Source organism: Methylobacterium sp. C1 (genome assembly GCF_001854385.1).
Classification (GTDB): Bacteria; Pseudomonadota; Alphaproteobacteria; order Rhizobiales; family Beijerinckiaceae; genus Methylobacterium; species Methylobacterium radiotolerans.
Genome location: NZ_CP017640.1, coordinates 4,346,090 through 4,365,712 on the forward strand (window position 1 = coordinate 4,346,090; position 19,623 = coordinate 4,365,712).

At 73.0% G+C, this 19,623-nt stretch carries 17 protein-coding genes; 15 read left to right on the forward strand and 2 right to left on the reverse strand.

Translation table 11 applies throughout. The annotated features are described in order from the left end of the window. The first annotated feature begins 306 nt into the window (after nt 1-306). The 6 genes from BKE41_RS20105 (at nt 307) to BKE41_RS20130 (ending at nt 9,761) form a co-directional block, all read left to right on the forward strand. Nucleotides 307-2,250 carry an oligopeptide transporter, OPT family gene (locus BKE41_RS20105; RefSeq protein WP_029359314.1) on the forward strand — a complete coding sequence of 648 codons (1,944 nt, stop codon included), beginning with the start codon at nt 307-309 and terminating at the stop codon, nt 2,248-2,250. 266 nt (nt 2,251-2,516) lie between these two features. Then, complete coding sequence (locus BKE41_RS20110; RefSeq protein WP_012320742.1) at nt 2,517-4,037, forward strand: DEAD/DEAH box helicase; 1,521 nt, start codon at nt 2,517-2,519, stop codon at nt 4,035-4,037. A gap of 150 nt (nt 4,038-4,187) precedes the next feature. Further along, nucleotides 4,188-4,607, forward strand: a complete 420-nt coding sequence (locus BKE41_RS20115) for a hypothetical protein (RefSeq protein WP_029359312.1) — start codon at nt 4,188-4,190, stop codon at nt 4,605-4,607. 80 nt (nt 4,608-4,687) lie between these two features. Beyond that, nucleotides 4,688-5,092 carry a FixH family protein gene (locus BKE41_RS20120; RefSeq protein WP_012320744.1) on the forward strand — a complete coding sequence of 135 codons (405 nt, stop codon included), beginning with the start codon at nt 4,688-4,690 and terminating at the stop codon, nt 5,090-5,092. Further along, a complete protein-coding gene (locus BKE41_RS20125; RefSeq protein WP_071000025.1) occupies nt 5,089-6,585 on the forward strand; it encodes an efflux RND transporter periplasmic adaptor subunit in 1,497 nt (498 codons plus the stop codon). The genes BKE41_RS20120 and BKE41_RS20125 overlap by 4 nt, the downstream gene beginning before the upstream one ends. After that, nucleotides 6,582-9,761 (forward strand): CusA/CzcA family heavy metal efflux RND transporter, encoded by a 3,180-nt coding sequence (locus tag BKE41_RS20130; protein WP_012320746.1) that lies wholly within the window; start codon nt 6,582-6,584, stop codon nt 9,759-9,761. The genes BKE41_RS20125 and BKE41_RS20130 overlap by 4 nt, the downstream gene beginning before the upstream one ends. 53 nt (nt 9,762-9,814) lie before the next feature. Here the strand turns inward: BKE41_RS20130 and BKE41_RS20135 are convergent, their stop codons facing one another. Further along, nucleotides 9,815-11,953: a molybdopterin oxidoreductase family protein gene (locus BKE41_RS20135; protein WP_024829112.1), complete on the reverse strand. Its 2,139-nt coding sequence runs from the start codon at nt 11,951-11,953 to the stop codon at nt 9,815-9,817. Nucleotides 11,954-12,175: 222 nt separating this feature from the next. On the opposite strand from BKE41_RS20135, the gene BKE41_RS20140 reads away from it, so the two are divergent. From BKE41_RS20140 to BKE41_RS20150, 4 genes are all read left to right on the forward strand, one after another. Then, complete coding sequence (locus tag BKE41_RS20140; protein WP_012320748.1) at nt 12,176-12,361, forward strand: DUF1508 domain-containing protein; 186 nt, start codon at nt 12,176-12,178, stop codon at nt 12,359-12,361. A 164-nt stretch (nt 12,362-12,525) separates the two neighbouring features. Then, nucleotides 12,526-12,795 (forward strand): hypothetical protein, encoded by a 270-nt coding sequence (locus BKE41_RS20145; protein WP_012320749.1) that lies wholly within the window; start codon nt 12,526-12,528, stop codon nt 12,793-12,795. 149 nt (nt 12,796-12,944) lie between these two features. After that, nucleotides 12,945-13,082, forward strand: a complete 138-nt coding sequence (locus BKE41_RS31710) for a hypothetical protein (RefSeq protein WP_012320750.1) — start codon at nt 12,945-12,947, stop codon at nt 13,080-13,082. Nucleotides 13,083-13,107: 25 nt separating this feature from the next. After that, a complete protein-coding gene (locus tag BKE41_RS20150) occupies nt 13,108-13,563 on the forward strand; it encodes a hotdog domain-containing protein (protein ID WP_012320751.1) in 456 nt (151 codons plus the stop codon). Here BKE41_RS20150 and BKE41_RS20155 read toward each other — a convergent pair. Then, nucleotides 13,556-14,095 carry a superoxide dismutase family protein gene (locus tag BKE41_RS20155; RefSeq protein ID WP_012320752.1) on the reverse strand — a complete coding sequence of 180 codons (540 nt, stop codon included), beginning with the start codon at nt 14,093-14,095 and terminating at the stop codon, nt 13,556-13,558. The two genes, BKE41_RS20150 and BKE41_RS20155, sit on opposite strands and share 8 nt — an antisense overlap. Before the next feature lie 109 nt (nt 14,096-14,204). Between BKE41_RS20155 and BKE41_RS20160 the strand changes: the two genes are divergently transcribed. The 5 genes from BKE41_RS20160 (at nt 14,205) to BKE41_RS20180 (ending at nt 19,623) form a co-directional block, all read left to right on the forward strand. Next, complete coding sequence (locus tag BKE41_RS20160) at nt 14,205-14,996, forward strand: TlyA family RNA methyltransferase (protein WP_199825803.1); 792 nt, start codon at nt 14,205-14,207, stop codon at nt 14,994-14,996. Beyond that, a complete protein-coding gene (locus BKE41_RS20165; RefSeq protein ID WP_071000026.1) occupies nt 14,993-16,270 on the forward strand; it encodes a class I SAM-dependent RNA methyltransferase in 1,278 nt (425 codons plus the stop codon). The genes BKE41_RS20160 and BKE41_RS20165 overlap by 4 nt, the downstream gene beginning before the upstream one ends. A gap of 53 nt (nt 16,271-16,323) precedes the next feature. Beyond that, a complete protein-coding gene (locus BKE41_RS20170; RefSeq protein ID WP_024829109.1) occupies nt 16,324-16,596 on the forward strand; it encodes a hypothetical protein in 273 nt (90 codons plus the stop codon). Nucleotides 16,597-16,835: 239 nt separating this feature from the next. After that, nucleotides 16,836-17,840: a magnesium transporter CorA family protein gene (locus tag BKE41_RS20175; RefSeq protein WP_012320756.1), complete on the forward strand. Its 1,005-nt coding sequence runs from the start codon at nt 16,836-16,838 to the stop codon at nt 17,838-17,840. A 97-nt stretch (nt 17,841-17,937) separates the two neighbouring features. Further along, complete coding sequence (locus BKE41_RS20180) at nt 17,938-19,623, forward strand: methyl-accepting chemotaxis protein (RefSeq protein WP_012320757.1); 1,686 nt, start codon at nt 17,938-17,940, stop codon at nt 19,621-19,623.

The window sequence follows — 19,623 nt, forward strand, 5'->3', positions numbered from 1 at the left end:
CAGAGGCCTTCATCAGTCACGGCGCCGAGAAAGGCACGGCCCGGCAACGTCCGGAAGACGGCACCAGCGTGGACCGGTGGTCGAACCGGGTTCTCGGGAAATCCTCGGCGCGTCGGGCGCACCGCCGCCGGACGGCGACGGACAGCCAGGCAATGCCGGGCTGCGGCGCGGCCGGGATCCTTGACCGGGACGCGGCTTTGCCCGCCGCGCGGCTTCGGATACCGGCGGCTGATCGTGGTGCGGCGGCTGTCTTTTCTCCGGTCCTGTTCCTAGACTGGTCCGGTCCCGCAACCGGGTCCGGTCCGCATGTCCAGCGTTCCCCAGCCCGCCGAACTGACGCTGCGCGGCATCGTGCTGGGCGGCGCGATCACGCTGATCTTCACCGCCGCCAACGTCTATCTCGGCCTCAAGGTCGGCCTGACCTTCGCCACCTCGATCCCCGCCGCCGTCATCTCCATGGCGATCCTGCGGCGCCTGCCCGGCGCCACGGTCTTGGAGAACAACATCGTCCAGACCGTCGCTTCCGCGGCCGGCACCCTGTCGGCGATCATCTTCGTGCTGCCCGGTCTGGTGATGATCGGCTGGTGGCAGGGCTTTCCGTGGCTCACCACCGCGGGCATCACCGCGACGGGCGGGATCCTCGGCGTGATGTTCTCCGTGCCCCTGCGCCGCGCCCTCGTGGTCGAGGCCGACCTGCCCTTTCCCGAGGGCCGGGCCGCCGCCGAGGTGCTGGCGGTGGGCTCCGGCAGCCGTGCCGGGGAAGCCGACAGCGCCCGCGGCCTGCGGCTCCTCGCGTGGAACGGCCTCGTCTCGGCGGCCTTCGCGGCGCTGGCCCAGACCCGGCTCGTCCTCGACTGCGCCGGCACGTGGTTCCGGGTCGGCGCGGGCGCCACCGGGATCGCCGGCAACCTGTCCTTCGCACTGATCGGCGTCGGCCACCTCGTCGGGCCCTCGGTCGGGGCCGCGATGGCCCTGGGGCTGGCGATCGCCTGGGGCGGCCTCATCCCGCTGCTGACCGCCGCGCAGCCGATGCCGGGCGCCGGCCTGGAGGCCTGGGTCGGCGCGGTGTTCCGCCAGGACGTGCGCTTCTTCGGCGCCGGCGTGATGGGCGTCGCGGCGGTCTGGACCCTGGTGCGGATCGCCGCTCCGGTACTCGGCGGCATCCGCTCGGCGCTGGCGGCCGGGCGCGCCCGCGCGGCCGGCGCGGCGCTCGCCGTCGCGGAGCGCGACCTGCCGGTCGCCGCAGTGGTGCTGGTCTCCCTGGCCCTGCTCGCGCCGATCGGCTGGCTGCTGTGGACCGTGCTGGCCGGGACGCCGCTGGAAGGCGAGGCCCTCCCGCTGATCGCCGGCGCCCTGCTGTTCATCCTCGCGGTCGGCCTCTGCGTCGCCGCCGTGACTGGCTACATGGCCGGGCTGATCGGCGCCTCGAACTCTCCCCTGTCGGGCGTCGGAATCCTCGCCGTGCTGGCGAGCGCGGCCCTTCTCCTGGGGCTGTTCGGCCGCGGGACCGATCCGGAGGGCACCCGGGCGCTGGTCGCCTACGCCCTGGCGGTCACCGGGATCGTGTTCGGCGTCGCCACCATCGCCAACGACAACCTGCAGGATCTCAAGACCGGGCAGCTCGTCGGCGCGACGCCCTGGAAGCAGCAGGTCGCCCTGGTCATCGGCGTGGCCTTCGGCTCCGTCATCATCCCGCCGGTGCTGAACCTCCTCGGCACCAGCTTCGGCTTCGCGGGCGCGCCCGGGGCGGGCCCGAACGCCCTCGCGGCACCGCAGGCCGGGCTGATCTCGGCACTGGCCCGGGGCGTCCTGACCGGCGATGCCAACTGGCGGATGCTGGCCTGGGGCGCCGTCGCCGGCCTCGGCCTCGTCGGCCTGGACGCGGCTCTCGGGCGCCTGAATGTCCTGCGCCTGCCGCCGCTGGCCGTCGCCCTCGGGATCTACCTGCCGATGAAGCTGGTCCTGCCGCTGGTGGCGGGCGCCGCGATCGGCACGTTCTACGACCGCTGGGCCCGGGGGCGGCCCGATCCGGAGCTGGCCCTGCGCATGGGCACGCTCACCGCGACCGGCCTGATCGTCGGCGAGAGCCTGTGGGGCGTCACCTTCGCGCTGATCGTCTACCTGTCGGGCAGCGACGCGCCCCTGGCGCTGCCCGGCTCGGAGGCGCAGGGCCCCGCGCTGCTCGCCGGCCTCGCGCTGTTCGCCGGCGCGACGGCGGCCCTGTACCGGACCGCGCGGCGCTCGGCCTGACCGGGCCGCAACCCGGCCCTGCATTGACTTCGCAGCCGCACACACGCATATCGGCGGCGCAGCGTCAGCGGCCGTCATGGCCCGCTTGAGGGGGCTGCGTGACGGATCGGGCGCCACCCGGCGTGATCCGGCCCCCCTCTTCATAACGTGCATGCACCCGGGCCGCCCCATCACGCGGGCTGCCCCCTGCCAACGGACCGGCTCCAACACGGCACCGCGCGCGAGGCGCGAGGCGCCCGGCCGGCCCTGCTGCATCGGATACATCCTTGACCCAATTCACCGATTTCGGCCTCGCCCAGCCCGTGCTGCGGGCGCTCAGCGAGGCCGGCTACGTCGCGCCGACCCCGATCCAGGCCCAGGCGATCCCGCCGGCCATGGAGGGCCGCGACCTCTGCGGCATTGCCCAGACCGGCACCGGCAAGACCGCGGCCTTCGCGCTGCCGATCCTGCACCGCCTCTCGCTCTCGGACCGCCGCGCCCCGCGCCGCGGCTGCCGGGTGCTGGTGCTCTCGCCGACCCGCGAGCTCGCCAACCAGATCGCCGAATCGTTCACCGATTACGGCCGGCACCTGTCCTACACCACGACGGTGGTGTTCGGCGGCGTCACCATCAGCCGCCAGGAGCGCGCGCTGGCGCCGGGCGTCGACATCCTCGTCGCGACCCCGGGCCGGCTGATCGACCTCGTCGACCGCCGCTCGCTGACCCTGGAGGGCGTCGAGATCCTCGTCCTCGACGAGGCCGACCAGATGCTCGACCTCGGCTTCATCCACGCCCTCAAGCGCATCGTGAAGATGCTGCCCGAGAAGCGCCAGAGCCTGTTCTTCTCGGCCACCATGCCGAAGAACATCGCCGGCCTCGCGGCGCAGTACCTGACCGACCCGGTCCAGGTCGCGGTGACCCCCGTTGCCACCACGGCCGAACGGGTCGAGCAGGAGGTGATCTTCGTCCATACCGGCGCCAAGCAGGCGCTGCTCGGTCACATCCTGCGCGATCCGGCGATCGAGCGCGTGCTCGTCTTCACCCGCACCAAGCACGGGGCGGACCGGGTCGTGCGCGGGCTCGACAAGGTCGGCATCGCGGCGGCCGCGATCCACGGCAACAAGAGCCAGCCGCAGCGCGAGCGGGCGCTGGCCGCCTTCAAGGACGGCTCCTGCCGGGTCCTGGTCGCCACCGACATCGCCGCCCGCGGCATCGACGTCGAGGGCGTGAGCCACGTGGTCAATTTCGACCTGCCGAACGTGCCGGAGAGCTACGTCCACCGGATCGGCCGCACCGCCCGCGCCGGCGCCGACGGCCTCGCCATCTCGTTCTGCAACGACGAGGAGAAGGCCTACCTGCGCGACATCGAGCGCGTGACCCGGCAGAAGGTCCCTGTGGCGGGCTTCCCCGAGGGCTTCACCCCGCCGTCTCGCCAGGAGGCGGCCGAGATCGCCCGGGAGGAGGAGCGCCGGCCCGAGCGTCCGCAGCAGCGCCCCGGCGGCGGCCGCCAGGGCCAGCGGCCCCGGCAGCAGCAGGGCCGTCCGCAGCAGGGGCGTCCCCAGCAGGGCCGGCCCGAGGGCGGCCGCGGCTTCGGCGGTCCAGGCCAGGGCGCACCCCGGCAGGGTCGGCCCCAGGACGGCCGCGACGCACGCGCGGACCGGCCCGCCCGCCCGCAGGGCGAGCGCCCGAACCAGGGCCGCCCGAACCGAGACGGGCGTCCCCAGCGCGCCGAGGCCCGTCCGCGCAGCGGCGGCGGTGGCGGCGAGGGGCGCAGCATCGGCTGGCTGGAGCGGGCGCCCCGTTCCTGAGTGACGATCACGCCGCCCGGGACGGAAACGTCCCGGGCGGCCTCGTTTCCGGTGAGCGCTCAGGCGATCACCCGCCGATGGAGCGGCGCGCCCTCATCGCGGGTCGAGCCCGCACTTCCGCTCCCGCCCGGAATTTGGCATCCTGACGCCGTGAACCCCTGGTCGGCCCTTCGGCGCCTGTTACCGCTCCTCGCGGTGATCAGCCTCGCCCTGACGCCGGTGACCGCGCCCGCGGCCATCGCGGGCGCGCACGCGCCGATGGCGGCGCCGGCCCACGGCCACATGAACCACCACCACGCCGGCGCGCCGGAGGTGGCCGCCGCGGAGTCCGGCGATTCCGGCACGATCGCGGACATGGACGCCATGCCGTGCTGCCCGAAGCCGGCCAAACCCGACTGTGTCAAGGGTTGCCCGCTGATGGCGCTCTGCCTGGCGGGCCTGGCCTCGCTCCTCCCGGCCGCGATCGCCCTCCCCGTACCGACCGCGCGCGGTCTGAGCACCCGCTGGCCCGAGGCCGCGGCCTTCGCCAGCCGGCCGGGAGCCCCGCTGCCCGAGCCTCCCCGGGCCTGAACCCGATGCCGCCGGCGCGCGCGCCGGCACGGTGACGCGCGTCCGCGCGCACCTCCCATCGCGTTCAGGAGACAAAACCCGTGATCAAGCTTCCCCTCGCGCGCGCCGCCGCGGCCGCGCTGCTCGGCGCCGTCCTGTCGGTCCCGGCCCTGCCGGCGCGCGCCGACGTCAAGGATTACCGCTTCGAACTCGTACAGCCCGACGCCAAGGTCGGCGAGGCGATCCTCGCCGTCCGGCTCGTCGACCGGCGGACCGGCAAGCCGGTGCCCGACGCCGTGGTCTTCGCCAAGCGCCTCGACATGGCGCCCGACGCCATGGAGGAGATGGCCACCAAGGTCGAGCAGCTGCCGTCCACCGAGCCCGGGATCTACCGCTTCAAGGCCAAGCTCTCGATGCAGGGCCGCTGGCGCCTGTCGCTCGCCGCGAAGGTCCAGGGTGAGACCGGCACGGTCGACGACCAGCTGATCGTCCAGGCCGCCAAGTGAGCCGCACCGCCTGGTTCGCCGGGGCCCTCGCCGCGCTCGCGGCGGGGGGTATCGGCTACGGCGCGGGGCACGGGGGCGACCCCGTGCCGGCGCTGGTCGCGGCCGCCCGGACGCGGTTCGCCGCGTGGCGGCCGAGCGGTCCGGCCCCGTCCGTCCCGGCCCCGTCCGTCCCGGCGCCGAATGCGGCGGCGACCGGCCCGGTGGTCTACTACCGGGATCCGGACGGGAAGCCGGTCTACTCGCTGGCGCCGATGATGACCGCGGACGGGCGCGAGTTCCGGCCGGTGCGCGCCAGCGAGGACGTCCGCTTCGATCTCCCGGACGACGTTCCCGGCCCCGACACGGCCGGCGCGGAGGCCGCCGGCCACCGGCCCGATTCCGGCACGCGCGCGATCCTCTACTACCGCAACCCGATGGGCCTGCCGGACACGTCGCCGGTGCCGAAGAAGGACTCGATGGGGATGGACTACATCCCCGTCTACGCCGACGCGGAGGCGGGCGGCCCGGTCGTGACGGTCCCGGCCGGCCGGATCCAGCGCACCGGCGTGCGGATCGCGACCGCCGAGCGGCGGGTGGTGGCGCAGCCGGTGCGCGTGCCCGGCACGCTGGCCCTCGACGAGCGCCGCGTCACCGTCGTGGCGACGCGCTCCGACGCCTATGTCGACCGGGTCGAGAGCGTCACGACCGGGGACCGGGTCCGCCGCGGCCAGCCCCTGGTCCACGTCTACTCGCCGGAGATCAACGCGGCCGCGGCCCAGCTCATCGCCAATCCCGGCTTCGACGGCGCTCGCCGGCGGCTGCAGAACCTCAACGTCTCCGCGGACGTCATCGACGCGATGGAGCGCACCCGCACGGTGCCGATGGCCATCACGTGGGCCTCGCCCCGGGACGGCCTCGTCCTGCAGCGGAACGCCGTGGAGGGCATGAAGGCCGCGGCCGGCGACACGCTGTTCCGGATCGCCGACATCGCGGTGCTGTGGGTGCTGGCCGACGTGCCCGAGCGCGACCTCGCGGGGATCCGCGTCGGCCAGGTCGCGACCGTGCGCCCGCGCTCCGCGCCGGGCCGGACCGTCACCGGCCGGGTGGCGGTGATCTACCCGCAGGTGAATCCCGAGACCCGCGCCACCCGGGTGCGGATCGAGCTGCCGAATCCGGACGGCACGCTCCTGCCGGACATGTACGCCGACGTCGCGATCGCGACGGGGAGCGCCGAGCCGGTGGTGGCGGTCCCGGACGACGCCGTCCTCGACACCGGCACGCGCCAGGTCGTGCTGCTCGAGCGCGGCGAGGGCCGCTTCGAGCCGCGGGCCGTGACCCTCGGCGCGCGGGGCGAGGGCTTCACCGAGATCCGCGCCGGCCTCGCGGCCGGCGACCGGGTGGTCACGGCGGCGAACTTCCTGATCGACGCCGAGAGCAACCTGAAGGCGGCACTCCAGAGCCTCGCCCCGCCGCGGGACGATCGGCAGGCCGCCCGTGCGGGAGATGCCCCGTGATCGCCCGCCTCATAGACTGGTCGGCCCGCAACCTGGTCCTGGTGCTGGTCGGGACAGCGCTGGCGGTCGGCGCCGGCCTCGTGGCCCTCCGGACGCTGCCGCTGGACGCCATCCCCGACCTCTCGGACGTGCAGGCCATCGTCTACACCGAGTATCCCGGCCAGGCGCCGCAGGTGGTGGAGGACCAGGTCACCTACCCGCTCACCACTGCCATGCTGACGGTGCCGCGGGCCAAGGTGGTGCGGGGCTTCTCGTTCTTCGGCGTCTCCTTCGTCTACGTCATCTTCGAGGACGGCACCGACCCGTACTGGGGCCGCTCCCGGGTGCTGGAATACCTCAGCGGCGCGGCGCGCCGCCTGCCGCAAGGCGTGACGCCGACGCTGGGCCCCGACGCCACCGGCGTCGGCTGGGTCTACCAGTACGTCGTGGTCGCGCGGGAGCGGACGCTGGCGGAACTCCGCTCGCTGCAGGACTGGGTGATCCGCTTCGCGGCCTCGCGCGCGGAGGGCGTCGCGGAGGTCGCGGGCGTCGGCGGCTTCGTGAAGCAGTACAACGTGGTCGTCGACCCGAACCGGCTGCGCGCCCAGGGCATCACCCTCGCGGCGCTCCGGGACGCGATCCGGTCGAGCAACGCCGATGTCGGCGGCCGCACGGTCGAGCTCTCCGAGTTCGAGTTCATGGTGCGGGGCCGCGGCTACCTGCGCGGCGTCGCCGACATCGAGAACATCGTCCTGAAGAGTGCGGCGGGCACGCCGCTGCGGGTGCGGGACGTGGCCCGCGTCGAGCTCGGGCCCGACGAGCGGCGCGGCATCGCCGAGATGAACGGCGACGGCGAGGTCGCCGGCGGCATCGTGATCCAGCGCTTCGGCGCCAACGCCCTGTCGGTCATCGACAGCGTGAAGGCGAAGCTCGCCGAGGTGGCCCGGAGCCTCCCGGCCGGCACCGAGATCCTGCCGGTCTACGACCGCTCCCGGCTGATCGAGGCCGCCATCGACACCCTCCGGCACACCCTGGTGGAGGAGAGCCTCGTCGTCTCCCTGGTCTGCGTCGTGTTCCTGCTGCACGTGCGCAGCGCCCTCGTCGCCATCCTGATGCTGCCGGTGGGGATCCTGATGGCGCTCGCCGGCATGAAGGCCCTGGGCCTCGGCGCCAACATCATGAGCCTGGGCGGCATCGCCATCGCGGTCGGCGCCATGATCGACGCCGCCATCGTGATGATCGAGAACGCCCACAAGCACCTGGAGCGGGCGCCCCCCGGGAGCGACCGGGTCGCGATCCTGATCGCGGCGGCCGCCGAGGTCGGGCCGTCCCTGTTCTTCTCGCTCCTGGTGATCACGGTCAGCTTCCTGCCGATCTTCACCCTGGAGAGCCAGGAGGGCCGCCTGTTCGGGCCGCTCGCCTACACCAAGACCTTCGCGATGGCGGCGGCCGCCCTGCTGTCGGTGACGCTGGTGCCGGCCCTGATGGTGCTGTGCGTGCGCGGGCGGATCGTCCCCGAGCACCGCAACCCGCTGAACCGGCTCCTCGTCGGGACCTACCGTCCGGTGATCGCCGCCGTGCTGCGGGCCCGGGTCCCGACGATCCTGCTCGCCGCCGGCCTCCTGGCCGCGACCGCGTGGCCGGCCCGGCAGCTCGGCTCGGAGTTCATGCCGGACCTCGACGAGGGCAGCCTGCTCTACATGCCGACGACGCTGCCGGGGATCTCGGTGACGCAGGCCGGCGCGCTGCTCGCCACCCAGGACCGGATCATCAAGAGCTTCCCGGAGGTGGCCTCCGTCTACGGCAAGGCCGGCCGGGCGGCCACGGCGACCGACCCGGCGCCGATGGAGATGTTCGAGACGGTCATCGCCCTGAAGCCGAAGGCGGAGTGGCGGCCGGGAGTCACGCTCGCCGGCCTCAAGGCCGAGATGGACGCGGCGCTGCAGTTCCCGGGCGTGTCGAACGCCTGGACGCAGCCGATCCGCGCCCGCATCGACATGCTGGCGACCGGCATCCGCACGCCGGTGGGCGTGAAGGTGCTGGGCACCGACCTCACGGCGATGGAGGGGGTGGCCCGGCAGGTCGAGAGCGCGCTCCGGACCGTGGCCGGCACGTCGAGCGCCTACGCCGAGCGGGTGATCGGCGGCTACTTCCTCGACATCACCCCGGACCGGGAGGCGCTCGGGCGCTACGGCCTGCGGGTCGGGGACGTCCAGGACGTGATCGCCACCGCGCTCGGCGGCCAGAGCGTCACCGAGACCGTCGAGGGCCGCGAGCGCTACACGGTCAATGTCCGCTACCCGCGGGCCTTCCGCTCGGACCCGGCCGCCATCGCCGACACGGTGCAGGTGCCGCTTCCGGCGGGCGGGACCGTGCCCCTGCGCGAGGTCGCGGCCGTGGCGCTGGCCCGCGGGCCGACGGCGATCCGCACCGAGAACGGACAGCTCGCGGTCTACATCTACGTCGACATCGCCGGCCGGGACCTCGGCGGCTACGTCGCGGCGGCGCGGCAGGCCGTGGCCGACGCGGTGACGCTGCCGGCCGGCACCACCCTCCAGTGGAGCGGACAGTACGAATCCCTGGAACGGGCCGAGGCGCGCCTCGCGATCGTCGTCCCGCTGACGCTGCTGCTCGTGTTCCTGCTCCTCTACCTGAACTTCCGGCGGCTCACCGAGACCCTCATCGTCATGCTGTCCCTGCCCTTCGCGCTGGTCGGCGGGGTCTGGCTGCTCTGGTGGATGGGCTTCAACCTGTCGGTTGCGGTGGCGGTGGGCTTCATCGCGCTGGCCGGCGTCGCCGCCGAGACCGGGGTGATCATGCTGGTCTATCTCGACCACGCCCTCGACGCGGCGCGGGCCGCGTGCGACCGGGCGGGGCGGCCCCTGACCCGCGCGGATCTGCGGGCGGCCATCATGGTCGGCGCGGTCGAGCGGGTGCGGCCCAAGATGATGACGGTCGTGGCGATCATGGCGGGACTGCTGCCGATCCTCTGGAGCCAGGGGGCAGGCTCGGAGGTGATGCAGCGGATCGCGGTGCCGATGATCGGCGGAATGGTCTCGTCGACCCTCCTGACCCTGATCGTCATCCCGGCGGTCTACGCCCTGGTGAAGGGCTGGGGCCTGCCGGCAGCCGGAGGGGACATCCGGCCGGCGGCGCGGCCCCGCCGGCGGCGGAGCGCCGACAGCGCCGCCGGCTGACCGGGCGACCGTGCGAGCGCGGCGACCGGGAGCGGGTCGCCGCGCCGCGCCGATCAGTTCGCCCGCGAGACCTCGACGAGGTTGTCGGAGAACGACGGCGCGTGGCCCATGTCGGTGAAGGCCGCCGACGAGATGCTGTTCACCGTCCCCTCGTTGAGCTGGCGCCAGTAGCCCAGCGTCGCCACCACGACGCCGTGCGTGACGTCGTCGGTCACGCGCGCGACGCCCTTGAAGGCGCCGCGGGCGTTGGCGACCTGGACGCGGTCGCCGTCGACGATGCCGCGGGCCGACGCGTCGGCCGGGCTGATCATCACGAACTGCTCGCCCTGACCCTTCTGCTTGTCCTCCATGTTGGCGTAGCAGGAATTCAGGAAGTAGTGGCTCTTGGGCGAGACGATGTTGAGCGGGTAGCGCTTGGCCAGCTCGGGATCGTTCGCGTGCGATTCCCGCGCGCCGACGTAATCGGGCAGCGGGTCGAGGGGCTCGCCCGGCTGGAAGCCCTCGTACATCTGCCGGAACGGCGGCGCGACGAAGTTCGTGGCGCCCTCGATCTTGAGCATGCACTTGCCGGTATCGGTCGGGAAGTTGCCGTCGCGGTGCGGAGCGCGGTCGTCCGGCGTTCCGACCTTGAGCCGGGCGAAACCGTGCGCGCGCATGTACTGGAGGTCGATGCCCGCGCAGGCCGGCGACGACCAGTCGACGTAGTGCTCTAGGCACTCCGCGTCGGTCCACTTGAAGTTCTCCTCCTCGAAGCCGAGCCGGGCGGCTAGGCGGCGGAAGATCTCGTTGTTGGGGATCGCCTCGCCGGGCGCCTCCGCGCACTTGGTGTTGTAGGTCAGGTAGAGGTGGCCCCAGGACAGGATCATGTCCTCCATCTCGGCGCCCATCGCGGCCGGCAGGAGGATGTCGGCGTAGGCGGCCGTGTCGGAGATGAAGTGCTCGGCCGAGACCATGAACAGGTCCTCGCGCATCAGGCCCTCGACGATCTTGTCGGTCTCGGGCGCCTGCGTGACCGGGTTCGAGTTCCAGCACATCATCGACATGATCGGCGGGTCGAGCTTCAGCTCGCCGGTCAGCGCCCGGCCGATCTGGAGGTTCGAGACGACCCGGGTCCCTTCCGGGATCAGGTCGGGCCGGCACATCACGTCGAACTTGTAGGGATGCTCCCAGACCGGGAACTGGGTGACGCCGCCGCCGACGTGGCGCCACGCGCCGGTGAGCGCCGGGATGCAGGTCACCGCCCGGATGGTCTGGCCGCCGCCGTAGTGCCGCTCCAGCGCCACGCCCATGCGGATGCCCACCGGCTGCTCGGTCGCCATCTCGTAGGCGAGCTTGCGGATATCCTCGGCCGGGACGCCGGTGATCTCCGCGGCCCATTCCGGCGTGCGCGGGGCCGCCCGCTCCTTCAGGTCGGCGAAGCCGATCGTGTGGTTGTCGACGTAGTCCTGGTCGACGAGGCCCTGCGCGATGATGGAGTTGATCAGCGCCATGGCGAGCGCGCCGTCGGTACCCGGCCTCGGCGCGATGTGCCAGTCCGCGGCCTTCGCGGTGCGCGAGGCGTAGGCGTCGATGACGACGACCTTCGCGCCCTTCTTCTGGGCGTCCTTCACGATCGCCCAGTGGTGCAGATTGGTGCTGACCGAGTTGCAGGCCCAGATCACGATGTACTTGGAGTGGATGTAGCTCTCGGGATCGAGGCCGGCCGTCGGCCCGACGGTGAGGAGCCAGGCCGTGCACGAGCCCTCGCCGCAGAACGTCCGCTCGGTCACGGTGGCGCCCAGGCGGTTGAAGAAGGCGTCGCCGCCGTTCAGACCGTGCACGAGGCCCTGGTTGCCGAGGTAGCTGTAGGGCGCGATGGCCTGCGGCCCGTACCGGTCGATGATCGCCGTCCAGCGGTCGACGATCGTGTCGAGCGCCTCGTCCCAGGTGATCCGCTCGAACTGCTTGGAGCCCTTCGGGCCGACGCGCTTCATCGGGTAGAGCACCCGGTCCGGGTGGTAGTGGCGCTTCTCGTAATCCTTCAGCTTCACGCAGAGACCGCCGCGGGTCATCGGGTGGTCCGGGTTGCCGCGCACGCTCAGGAGCTCGCCGCCCTTCACCTCGAAGAGCATCGAGCAGGTGTCGGGGCAATCGTGCGGGCAGGCGCCGTAGAAGACCTCCGAGTAGGCCTCGGGCTGGACGATCTCGTTCATGCTCTCTCCCTCATCGGCCGCGGGCGTCCCGTTATTGTTCAGGCGTCCCGGCTCCCGGCGGGAGAAGCGTACAACGAGAGGAAGAAAAGTTCTAATTCGAATCGCGGGGCGCCGATCGCGCGGGCCGCGGGATGATCCCGCGCCCCTGAGCCGTCATGGCCGCGCCTTCCCTTGCGCGCGCCCGCACCCATCTGAAGGGCGGACGAAGCGGGGGCCTGCAGCATGCGGTTCGAACTCTACCGGGACGCCAAGGGCGAGTGGCGCTGGCGCCTGCGGGCGCGCAACGGCGAGGTGATCGCCGAGTCGGGCGAGGGCTATGTCCGCCGCGAGGATTGCGAGCACGGCATCGCCCTGGTGCGCCAGAGCGCCGAGGCGCGCATCGAGGACATGACGACGAAGATCGCCTGACCGCGCGTCTCAACCCGCGGTCAACCCTGTCCGAAACGTCGCAGCGGTTAAGCTGCAACGCTTCCGCTCGCCCGTGCGTTGCAGCGGTTCGGACCGGGCGGAGGGCCCTCGCTTCCCGTGCGGTTCGTCGACCAGGACGTAACCATACGAAGGGAGTCGAGACCGTGCTGAGGAAATTCCTGCTCGCGGCCCTGCTGGTGCTGGGCTTCGCGGCCGCGGCGCCTGAGGGCGCGTCCGCCGCGCCCATCGGCCCGGGGCTGGCTCTGCCGGCCGAAGCCGCGCCGGCGGTGGCCGAGAAGGCCCAGTACTACTACCGTCGCCGCTTCTACGGCCCGCGCCCCTACTGGCGCCGCCCGTACTACGGCCGCCGGTTCTACTACGGCCCGCGCCCCTACTACCGTCGTCCCTACTGGCGCCGTCGGTTCTACTACTGATCGGCTCTCCGACCTGACCGGCCCGGCGGTTCCATCGAGCCGCCGGGCTTTCTCACGCCTCGATTCGGGGTGCGCGAGCGCGAGCCTTGCTTTATCGTGCCGGGAACGGGACCGTCGACGGCAGATCGGCGCGCCCGAGAGGAAGCCCGATGAACGATATTGCGCAACCCGCCGAGCCCGCGGCGGCGACGCCGGACCTCTGGCAATCCATCCCGCTCGAATGCATCCTGAGTGCGGTCGCCGTTCTGCTGGCGGCGGGGCTCAAGCTCGCCGGCCTGATGTCCTGACGGCGCGCGGGGGCGGATGGACGGCATGCAGCACGTCGCACTCTCACCGGCCGGAAGCGCGCCGTCGCCCGCGGAAGTCGATCTGCCGAAGGGCGACCTCACGGTCCGCACCATCGCGATGCCGGCCGACACCAACGCCAACGGCGACATCTTCGGCGGCTGGGTGCTCTCGCAGATGGATCAGGCCGGCGGCATCGCGGGCGTCGACCGGGCCCAGGGCCGGGTGGTCACCGTGGCGCTGGAATCGATGACCTTCATCCGGCCAGTCCGGGTCGGCGACGTGCTGTGCGTCTACACCCGGGTCTCGCATGTCGGCCGGACCTCAATGAAGATCGAGGTCGAGGCCTGGGCGCGGCGGTTCTGCACCCAGGTCCGCGAGCGGGTCACGCAGGCCACCTTCACCTTCGTGGCCATCGACGAGGACGGCCGGCCGCGGCCGATCCCGCCGGCCGTGCCGTCCCCCTCCGCGACGGCTACTTGATCACCCCGCAGGCGATGCGGTCGCCGGCACCGCCGATCGGCTGGGTGTTGTGGTCGTCCTCGTTGGCGTGGATGATCAGCGCCGCGCCGTCGCCGTCCTTCAGACCGCCCTCGCCGTTCAGCGGGGTCTCGCTCGAGACCTCGGCGTTGGCCGAGCCGTCCTGCGCCGCGTAGAGGTTCGGCAGGTCGCCCTCGTCGGGCCCCTCCGCGTTGAGCAGCCCGTGCTTGCTCTGGTCGTGGTTCACGTGGGCCTTGGAGTTCATGAACTTCGGGTCCGAGCAGTCGCCCACGGCGTGGAAATGCATCCCGTGCCAGCCGGGCGGCAGTCCGCCGGGCTGGATCGTCACGCGCAGGACCAGGGTATTCGCCCCGTCGCGGATCGCCAGCGTTCCGATCGGGTCGCCCTTCGCGTTCTTGATCGGCGCCGTGTAGGTCTCTGCCGGTTTGGCCGCCTCCTTGGGAGGCTCCTGCGCCAGGGCGCCGCCGGCGGCGGCGGTCCCGAGCAATGCGAGCAGCGGCAGGGTGCGGGTCATGCGGTGGCTCTCCTTTCCGGCCCGGTCTAGTTAGGGAGCGCGCCGGCCTTCGACAGGGCGGCGGCCCGAAACCTCCGCCGCAGACCTGCCGGAACCGCACGAAGCCCCGATGACCCGAGACCGGACCAGCCCGGACCGCGCGGCCCCCGCGGACGACCCCGTGGACGCCCCTGGTCCGCGACGCGCCGACCTGTATCTCGTGGAGCACGGCCATTTCGAGAGCCGGGCCCGCGCCCAGGCGGCGATCCGTGCCGGACTCGTGCGGGTCGACGGGCGGCCGCTCGCGCGCCCCTCGGACTCGATCGCCCCCGGGGCCCGGGTCGAGGCGGAACCCGAGCATCCCTACGCCTCCCGCGGCGGCCTCAAGCTCGCCGCCGCGCTGGACGCGTTCGGCGTCGATCCGGCCGGCCGGGTCGCCCTCGACGTCGGCGCCTCGACGGGCGGCTTCACCGACGTGCTGCTCGCCCGCGGCGCGCGCCACGTCCACGCCCTCGACGTGGGCCGGGGCCAACTCCATCCGCGCCTCGCCGGGGACCCGCGCGTGACCAACCGCGAGGGCACCGACATTCGCGGCCTCGGCGCGGACACCCTCGTCCCGCCGCCCGACCTCGCGAGCGTGGACGTGAGCTTCATCGGCCTGCGCCTCGTGCTGCCGGTCCTCCCGGTCCTGCTGAGGCCGGCATCGGCGATCGTCGCGCTGATCAAGCCGCAATTCGAGGCCGGCCGCGCCCGGGTCGGCCGCGGCGGCCTCGTGCGCGACCCGGCAGTCCACGCGGAGGTCTGCGCGGCCGTCCGCGAAACCCTGGAGGGGCTCGGGGCCACGATCCTGGGCCTGATCGACTCGCCGGTGCCGGGCGGCGACGGCAATGCCGAGTTCCTGATCGGTGCGAGGTTCCCGTGAGCGAGCCAGCGGATAGCGAGACGGTCACGATCCGGGCGCTCGGCGCCCGCGGCGACGGGATCGCCGAGGACGGGACTCTGGTACCCTACACGCTGCCCGGGGAGCGCGCGGAGATCCGCCGGGAGGCGCGGCGCGGCGTCCTGCTCGGCGTCGCGCAGGCCTCGCCCGACCGGGTCGAGCCGTTCTGCCCGTACTACATGCGCTGCGGCGGCTGCCGCACTCAGCACCTCGCGCGGCCCGCGGAACTCGCCTGGAAGCGCGACCTCGTCGCCCAGGCCCTGTCCCAGGCGCGCCTCGACGTCACGCCAGGCCCGACCCTCGACGCCCACGGGGCGGGACGCCGCCGCCTCACCCTGCATGTGCGGGAGATCGGCGGCCGGGCCGAGGCCGGGCTGATGGCGGCGCGCAGCCACGCGCTGGTGCCGATCGACCATTGCCCGATCACCGTGCCGGCGCTGCACCCGGCCCCCGAGGTCGCGCGCCGCCTCGCCGCCCCGCTGGGCCACGGGCGCAAGCCCCTCGACGTGGCCGTGACGGCCACCGACCAGGGCCTGGACGTCGACCTGCGCGGCCACGGACCGGTGAGCGCCGGCGTCGGCGCCGCGCTGGTGCGGATCGCCGGCGAGCTCGGCCTCGCCCGGCTGTCGCTGCACGGCGAGCGCCTGATGGAGGCCGAGCCGGTCTCGGTCACGGCGGGCGATCCCGCCGGCGGCACCTCCGGCGCCGCGCGCCTCTACCCGGCCCCCGGCGGCTTCCTGCAGGCGACCGCGGCCGGGCAGGCGACGCTCTGCGACCTGACCCTGGCGGCCCTGGGACCCCGCGTCCGGCGCGTCGCCGACCTGTTCGCGGGCTGCGGGCCGCTGACCCTGGCGATCGCCCGGACGGCCGCGGTCCACGCGGTCGAGTCCGACGCCGCCGCCCTCGCGGGCCTCGACCGCGCCGCGCGCGCCGCATCGGGCCTGCGCAGGATCACCAGCGAGCGCCGCGACCTGTTCCGGCGGCCCCTGCTCCCCACCGAACTCGATCCCTTCGACGCGGTGGTGTTCGACCCGCCCCGGGCCGGCGCGGAGGCCCAGGCCCGCCAGATCGCCGCGGCGCGCGTTCCCCTCGTGATCGGCGTCGCCTGCGATGCCGGAACCTTCGCGCGGGACGCGGCGACCCTGGTCGCCGGCGGGTACCGGCTGGAGACCGTGACGCCGGTCGATCAGTTCCGCCATTCGGGCCATGTCGAGATGGTCGGGGTGTTCCGGCGCGAGCCGGCACGGCGGCGCTAAGCCAAGCAACCTGCGGTCAAGTTTCACGTTCTCCCGGCGACCGGAGAGCTATCATGATCCGCGGAATCCTTCGCCCCGCGACGCTCGGCGCACTGAGCCTCGCCCTCGCCACCCCGCTCGCGGCGCAGACGCTGGCGCCCGACCAGACCGGGACCGGCAGCGGCCCGGCCTCGACCATCACGGCGCCGAACACCAACAGCCTCGGCGTGACCAAGCCGCCCGGCACGTCCCTCGGCCCCGGCGAAGTGCCGACCCGCGAGCAGCGGCGGCGCGAGCGCGCCCTGACCGACAAGATCGAAGGCAGCATCTGCGACGGCTGCAACTGAGATCGGACCGGCGCCGACCGCCGGGTCGGAGCCCGGTGCCCGGCCTCCGACCCGGCACACCGTGAATGCGCGCGCGACGTGCCGCGCGCCGGTCCACCCGCGGGGCGGGCGCGGGGCGTCACGGAAGCGTCAGAAAACAGCGCCACATCCGCGGCACAGCTTGCATCGGCCACCGTGGTGCCGGATGCGGGCTGCGGCCCCGCGCTGTCCCGTGACCGACCCGCATCCGAGACCCGTACGTGATCTTCATCCACCAGCCCGCCGTCGGCGCCGGAGCCACGCTGCTTGAGCGCCGCGTCATCGATCTCCAGGACACGATCCCCGAGGACACGGTCTGGCTCGACCTGATCCGCCCGAGCCGCGAGGAGGAACTGAAGGTCGAGTCGTTCGCGGGCATCGAGGTGCCGACCCGCGAGGAGATGAAGGACATCGAGCCCTCGGAGCTGCTCTACGTCGAGGACGGCGCCCGCTACATGACCGGCCGGGTGCTCTCGAAGGTCAGCGACGCCGAGGAGCCGGGGCTGGCCGGCATCACCTTCATCCTGCGCGGCAACCGGCTGGTGACCGTGCGCCACGAGGAGCCGCAGGCCTTCCGCATGTACACGCAGCGCGCCGGGCGCTCGATGGGCAACGGCGGCGCGTCGACGCCCTCGGGCGAGTCGATCCTGGCCGGGCTGATCGAGGCGGTGATCGACCGGGCCGCCGACGTGCTGCAGCTCCAGGGCGAGCGCATCGACCGCCTGTCGGGCAAGATCTTCGAAGTGCAGGAGGACCCCTCCGCGCGCAACACAGCGCTGCAGGACACGTTGCGCGCCCTCGGCCGGCACGGCGATCTCATCTCCAAGCAGCGGGAAAGTCTCGTCTCCATGGAGCGGATCCTGCTCTCGCTGTCGGCGACCTACCGGACCAACAAGGCCCCGCGCGACCTGCGCGAGGATGTGCGCTCGACCCTGCGGGATCTCCAGTCCCTGGAGGAGCACGCGACCTTCCTGTCGACGAAGATCCAGTTCCTGCTCGACGCGACCCTCGGGCTCGTCAACCTCGAGCAGAACAACATCATCAAGCTGTTCTCGGTCATGGCCGTCGTCTTCATGCCGCCGACCCTGATCGCGTCGATCTACGGCATGAATTTTAAGTCCATACCGGAACTAGATTTCGCATTCGGATACCCGATGGCGCTGATCATGATGGTCGTGGCCGCCGTATTCCCCTACTTCTTCTTCCGTTGGAAGAAGTGGCTCTGACAACAAATGCTGGTCTAGAGCCGATAGAATTTTAAGACCTCTGCGGGAGCATGGTGGGGCCTGAAGGCGCGGCGCGGCCGCGAGGACGGAATCTCCCATGCGCTTCTCCCTCAAGACGGTCCTCGCCGGTGCCATCGGCCTGCTCGCCCTCGCCGCCGTCGGCCAGGGGATCGCCAGCGTCGTGAGCCTGTCGGAGATCGAGCGGAACGCCGCGGCCATCTCGGAGCAGGCCCTGCCGGCGCAGAACCAGGCGGAGGCCATCGGAACGGCCGTGCGGGACGCGCGCCTGCGGCTCTACCGACTCGCGGTGGCCTCGCCCGACGCGGCGGCCCTCGACAGGAACCAGGCGGCGCTGACCGACGCCCTCGGCGACTTGTCCGGGCTCCGGCAGGCCTATCAGGAGCGCCTGACGAGCCCGGAGGCCCGCGCGATCTACGAGCGCTTCACCAACGCGTGGAACGCCTACCAGAACGTCCAGCTGCAGGTGGTCGAGCTGATGATCGCGGGCGATCAGCCGGGCGCCCTCGCGCTCGTGCTGGACCCCGCGACGGGCGCGCAGAACGACGCCGCGGTGGCCAGCCTGACCGAGTCGATCGCGGCGGCCCGGGGCCAGACCGTGGCCAACGTCACCCAGACAGTGCAGGCGGCGACGCGGGCCAAGCTGATCGCCATGATCGCCACCGTGGTCGGCCTCGCGGTCGCGGCGGCCGCGATGCTGTTCGCCCTGTTCGGGATCGCGCGGCCGATCCAGCGCATGACCGGGGCGATGGGCCGCCTCGCCGAGGGCGACGAGACCGTGCCGGTCCCGCATACGGGACGCCGCGACGAGATCGGCGCGATGGCCGCGGCCGTGCAGGTCTTCAAGGACAACCTGATCCACACCCGCGCCCTGGAGCGCGAGACCGCCCTGGCGCGCGAGGGCGCCGAGGTGCAGCGCCGGCGCGCGGTCCACGCCATGGCCGAGTCCTTCGAGGCCGCAGTCGGCGGCGTGCTGGCCCGGGTGGCGGACGCCGCCCTCGGCCTGCGGGCCGATGCCGAGGCGATGAGCGGCACGGCGACGCACACGGCCGAGCGCTCGGCCACGGTGGCGGGGGCCGCGCAGGAGGCCGCCCAGCACGTCGGCACGGTCGCGGCGGCCGCGGAGGAACTCGGCGCCTCGGTGCAGGAGATCGGCCGCCAGGTCGACGGGTCGGCCGAACTCGCCCGGAGCGCGGTGGTCCAGGCCGGCGACACGGCCGGCCTCGTGCAGGAGCTGAGCAATGCCGCGGGCCGGATCGGCGACGTCGTGCGCCTCATCACCGACATCGCCGGCCAGACGAACCTGCTGGCGCTCAACGCCACGATCGAGGCGGCCCGCGCCGGCGACGCGGGGCGCGGCTTCGCGGTGGTCGCCAGCGAGGTGAAGCAGCTCGCCGCCCAGACCGCTCGGGCCACCGAGGAGATCGCCGGTCAGGTCGGCCGGATCCAGGGGGCGACCGGGCAGACCGTGGACGCGATCGACGGGATCGCGGCGCGCATCCGCGAGATCGACGGAGTGGCGACCTCGATCGCGGCCGCCGTCGAGCAGCAGGGCGCGGCCACCCGGGAGATCGCCCGGAACGTCGCCGAGGCGGCGTCCGGGACCGGCGCCGTCACCGGCACGATCGACGCGGTGGCGCGGGCGGCCGACGACACGGGCACGGCCGCCACGCGGATGCTGGCCTCGGCGTCGAGCCTCTCGGAGGAAGCCGCCGAGCTGCGCCGGGAGATCGACGCCTTCCTGCACACGGTGCGCGCCGCCTGA

Bases quoted from the DNA above. Each gene is read 5' to 3' on its own strand.
- BKE41_RS20155 (WP_012320752.1), bottom strand. From the start codon at position 14,095: ATGACCCGCACCCTGCCGCTGCTCGCATTGCTCGGGACCGCCGCCGCC.
- BKE41_RS20135 (WP_024829112.1), bottom strand. From the start codon at position 11,953: ATGAACGAGATCGTCCAGCCCGAGGCCTACTCGGAGGTCTTCTACGGC.
- BKE41_RS20140 (WP_012320748.1), top strand. From the start codon at position 12,176: ATGCGGTTCGAACTCTACCGGGACGCCAAGGGCGAGTGGCGCTGGCGC.
- BKE41_RS20170 (WP_024829109.1), top strand. From the start codon at position 16,324: ATGATCCGCGGAATCCTTCGCCCCGCGACGCTCGGCGCACTGAGCCTC.
- BKE41_RS20105 (WP_029359314.1), top strand. From the start codon at position 307: ATGTCCAGCGTTCCCCAGCCCGCCGAACTGACGCTGCGCGGCATCGTG.
- BKE41_RS20180 (WP_012320757.1), top strand. From the start codon at position 17,938: ATGCGCTTCTCCCTCAAGACGGTCCTCGCCGGTGCCATCGGCCTGCTC.
- BKE41_RS20160 (WP_199825803.1), top strand. From the start codon at position 14,205: ATGACCCGAGACCGGACCAGCCCGGACCGCGCGGCCCCCGCGGACGAC.
- BKE41_RS20150 (WP_012320751.1), top strand. From the start codon at position 13,108: ATGCAGCACGTCGCACTCTCACCGGCCGGAAGCGCGCCGTCGCCCGCG.
- BKE41_RS31710 (WP_012320750.1), top strand. From the start codon at position 12,945: ATGAACGATATTGCGCAACCCGCCGAGCCCGCGGCGGCGACGCCGGAC.